The sequence below is a fragment of the Sinorhizobium terangae genome (genome assembly GCF_009601505.1).
In the GTDB taxonomy this organism is placed as follows: Bacteria; Pseudomonadota; Alphaproteobacteria; order Rhizobiales; family Rhizobiaceae; genus Sinorhizobium; species Sinorhizobium terangae.
Map to the genome: position 1 here is coordinate 1 of NZ_WITC01000104.1, position 3,419 is coordinate 3,419.

Below are 3,419 nucleotides of genomic sequence, written 5' to 3' on the forward strand. Positions count from 1 at the left end.
GTTCAAGCGACTGTGCGCCCATTTAGCCCACGGGCATCGAAGCAAGCTTCTTGAAACGTGGAATAGGCCAGATCTGCCCGAGCTCCTTGGCAGCGGTAAGGAGATCCGGCATTATTTCGCGTCCCCGTGATTGCGGCATTCGTACAGATGGACCGGCGACACTTACGCACCCGAGCGCAGGCCCGCCCTCCCGATCCGGAATTGGTGCCGCAAATCCCGTGATGCCAATGACGCTCTCATCAGCGGACACAGCGTAGCCACGTTCTTTTATCTGCCTCAGCTCTTCGGAAAGCTGTTGCTCACTGGTCACGGATGACCCGGCATAGTCGCGTGGCAGGATGAAACCTTTGCGGCGAACTTGTGCCAGTGCGTCCGCCTCGTTCAACGTGGACAGCCAAGCCCGCCCGTTTGCCGTCGCGTGAAGGGCCGGTCCCGCTTCCATCGTGGGATCGTATCGAAGTCCTTCAGAACTCCCTTGAGCGCTGGCGATCCAAACGAGCTCTCCGTTTTCCGCCGCACAAACTCGAACGAATTCCCCAGTGCGTTGTGCCAATCGGTTGAGAATAGGTTGGCAGACTTCGTTCAAGCCGATATTTCCGAAAAAGCGAAGTCCAAGAGCCGCAGTTCGGATTGCCAAGCGGTAATGCTGTGTTACGTCGTCTTGGATCGCAAAGTCGCGGTCCGAAAGGATTGGATGCGTTGATCGAGCTCGAGGAATGTACCGTCGGGAATACGAAGCAGCCTGGTCGGCTCAAATTCTCCGTCCTCGCGCTGGCGCGCAATATGTAGGATGTTCCAGAACTCACCGGCGATCAGACTGTAGCGGGACCCGCCAAAGCGGCCAAAGGCCGGCGCGAACTGGCCATATACCTCCAGCGGAGTTTCACCCGAGATGAGGGGACGGCCACGCTCCAGGACCGCGTCGGCCAACGTACCTTGTTCTTAAAGGCGTAGAGAAAGCCGCGCAGCGGTCCGCCGAGCCAATGCCCTGCGTCGTCATAACCGCGGGAGTGTTCATCATTCCATTCCAGCCCCGTCGATATCGTGGAAGCGGGCCATGTGGAAATATTCGTTGCCCTTGACCCAGTCCGCCTCAAGATCGAGACGAACTGGCTCACCAAATTTCGGCGCTCCTTTCTCGCCGATATTCGGAAAACAAAGATCTGCCTACGCATACGAGAGGCGGATACGAGATGGAAAATGTCGCCATCGTTCACGGCAGTTACGTATCCTCGGATTTGGCGCCGAAGAAATACGCGTCCATCGTAACGAGCGTCCCAAGCGGAAAGAAGTAAGTCGCGCGTGCCTGTCCCACTCCAGTCTACAACTTCCACACAGATGCGCCGCTGGCGCTGAGGTCACTTGGGATGATACCGCAGTGCCTCAGAGCCATAGTCTGGGCCACCACACGATAGCATTGAGGACGGTGAGCAGCTTGCGCATGACGGCGACGATGGCGACTTTCTTGGGCCGGCCGCGCGCCGTCAGGCGGTGATAGAAGGCTTTGAAGATGGGGTTATGACGGATGGCGACGAGTGCAGCCATGTAGAGGACGTTGCGCACGGCGGTTCGGCCGCCTGCGATGGTCCTGCGGCCGCGCATCAGTCCGGAGTCGCGGTTGACGGGGGCGACGCCGACGAGGGCGGCGAGCTGCTGCCGGCCGATGCTGCCGAGTTCGGGGATCTCGGCGATCAGGGTGCGAGCGGTGACGTCGCCGATGCCGGGCACCGACTTCAACAGTGCCTCCTTTTCGCGCCAGACCGGCGAGCCCTTGATGCCGTCACCGATGTCGCGATCGAGCTCGGCGAGCTCCTTCTCGAGAAAGACGATATGACGGTCGAGCTTCTTGGCGAGCCGCTTGTCGGCGGCGCGCCGGCGGCGATTGGCCTCCATGCCGATCATCTCGACGATCTGGCGGCGCCTGGCCACGAGCTCGGCGAAGTGAGCGATCTCCGGCCCCGGCAACGGCCTGACCTCGGGCCGGATGCGTTCGGCAAACAGCGCGATCGCCTCGGCGTCGAGCGCATCGGTCTTGGCCAGCCGGCCGTCGCGCGGGCGAAGTCGCGGATCTGGCGCGGGTTGACGACGCACAGCGGCAACCCGGCACCGGCGAGCGCGGCGGCGACGGTGACTTCGAAGCCGCCGGTTGCCTCGAGCACGACGAGCGCAACAGGCAGAGCGGCGAGGCGAGCGACAAGCTCGTCCAGCCCCTTGCCGTCGCGGGAAACGAGGAATGCCTCGCTCGACGGCCGCAGATGGACGTCGAGGCGATCCTTGGAAACATCGATGCCGACGAAAACGGCGAGCGGTTCGTCCATGACCCATCCTTGTGAATGCGGGCGCGTGCCCAAGCGGCTGTTCGGGTTGGGGACTGCGAAAACGGCGGCCGCACCAAGCTCATTCACGGGCTGCACGGCCCTAGGGCGTTTCGGGCTGGCCGCCGCCTTCAACCTCGCCGATCGCGTTCCGGCAGGCAACTGAAAGATACAAGGGTTCGTGCACATCCCAGGCCTTTTGTGCCGGCCGAGGTGGCCGAACTGAAAGCCGCCGTTCTTGAGGGAGTTGAGATGATGGCTGGCCGCAAGATCGCCCCAGGCGGTATCGAGCGGCCCGACGGCGACCGCTACTACGACAAGGTCTTTACCCAGCGGATCAACGTCTCGAAACTGAATGAGACAATTAACCGGTACATCCGCGGCTCCGAGATCGGCCAATATGGCCAGCGCGCTTGCCCGCCAGCCCGCGAGGCGGATCTATCTCGATCAGGCGTTGATCAAAGAGCCCTACGGCAACCCAACCGCTTGGCACCTCGACAATCCCTTCTGGGCCTTCCATTCGCGCGACGCGATTTCGATCTGGATCGCGCTCGAGGATGCGACGCCCCTCAACGGCTGCCTGTCGTTCGTGCCGGGCAGCCACAGGCTCGCCCGCTACGATAACGCCAACATCGGGAAAGACCTTGCGGGACTCTTCAAGATCTACCCCGAGATGGCAGAGACGGACCCTGTCGCGGTCCCAATGCGCGCGGGCGATTGCAGCTTTCACAACGGCCTTACGGCGCATGGCGCCGGGGCCAACATGACCCGCCGCCGCCGGATCGCGATGACCGCGGCCTTCATGCCCGATGGCTGCACCTTTAACGGGTGCCAGGACATTCTGCCCACGGCTTACTTCGAAAGCTTGAACGTCGGCGACAGGCTCTGCGAAGACACGATCAACCCGATTGTCGGGAGAGCCTAGCTGGTCGGTCGCAGCCTGAGCACCATGAGCAGGCTACGACGGAAACTTAAGGACGATGCGGGGAGTTTCTCCGATACTGACCCACGAAAGTGCAGTAAGATTCAATAAATTGATTATGCCGGTACACTCAATTTATTGATTTCATTCTTTTTTCGTGGGTGAGAACCAGAAATCTTCCC

3 protein-coding genes and 1 pseudogene are annotated in these 3,419 nt (G+C 61.2%); 1 reads left to right on the forward strand and 3 read right to left on the reverse strand.

Annotated features, from left to right (window positions below; translation table 11 throughout):
• Nucleotides 1-22: 22 nt before the first annotated feature.
• From GHK62_RS24545 to GHK62_RS24555, 3 genes and pseudogenes are all read right to left on the reverse strand, one after another.
• Nucleotides 23-586, reverse strand: coding sequence for an IclR family transcriptional regulator (locus GHK62_RS24545; RefSeq protein WP_234887036.1), 564 nt, complete (start codon nucleotides 584-586; stop codon nucleotides 23-25).
• A gap of 65 nt (nucleotides 587-651) precedes the next feature.
• A complete protein-coding gene (locus GHK62_RS24550) occupies nucleotides 652-930 on the reverse strand; it encodes a hypothetical protein (protein ID WP_153441651.1) in 279 nt (92 codons plus the stop codon).
• A 453-nt stretch (nucleotides 931-1,383) separates the two neighbouring features.
• Nucleotides 1,384-2,318 (reverse strand): annotated as a pseudogene (locus GHK62_RS24555) (IS110 family RNA-guided transposase).
• 352 nt (nucleotides 2,319-2,670) lie between these two features.
• Between GHK62_RS24555 and GHK62_RS24560 the strand changes: the two are divergent.
• Nucleotides 2,671-3,240 (forward strand): phytanoyl-CoA dioxygenase family protein, encoded by a 570-nt coding sequence (locus GHK62_RS24560; protein WP_153441652.1) that lies wholly within the window; start codon nucleotides 2,671-2,673, stop codon nucleotides 3,238-3,240.
• Nucleotides 3,241-3,419: the final 179 nt, after the last annotated feature.

Bases quoted from the DNA above. Each gene is read 5' to 3' on its own strand.
- GHK62_RS24560 (WP_153441652.1), top strand. From the start codon at position 2,671: ATGAGACAATTAACCGGTACATCCGCGGCTCCGAGATCGGCCAATATG.